The sequence below is a fragment of the Pseudomonas sp. AC463 genome, assembly GCF_979253585.1.
Genome location: NZ_CEEDDZ010001132.1, coordinates 1 through 238, shown reverse-complemented (window position 1 = coordinate 238; position 238 = coordinate 1). Strand labels below are relative to the sequence as shown.

Genomic DNA, 238 nt, shown 5'->3' with positions numbered 1-238 from the left:
CCACGTCGCCGTCGCCGATCAGCATCACGCCACATCCGACCGCGCGCAGTTCCGCGATCATGTCAGCGTGGCGCGGGCGATCGAGCACGCACACGATGATCTCGCGCGGCGACACGCCCTTCGCCTTCGCGACCGCGGTGACGTTCTCGGTCGGCGAACGATCAAGGTCGATGATCCCCGCCGGATAGCCCGGCCCCACTGCGATCTTGGCCATCTACACGTCGGGCGCAGAGAGCAG

Annotated in this window: 1 protein-coding gene; it reads right to left on the bottom strand. The window is 67.6% G+C overall.

Annotation, left to right across the window (positions count from 1 at the left end; all coding sequences use genetic code 11):
* Nucleotides 1-214 (bottom strand): fructose-bisphosphatase class II (locus AC0IYH_RS33835; protein WP_471838838.1); only part of this gene is annotated, 214 nt, incomplete at its 3' end.
* Between the last annotated feature and the right edge of the window lie 24 nt (nt 215-238).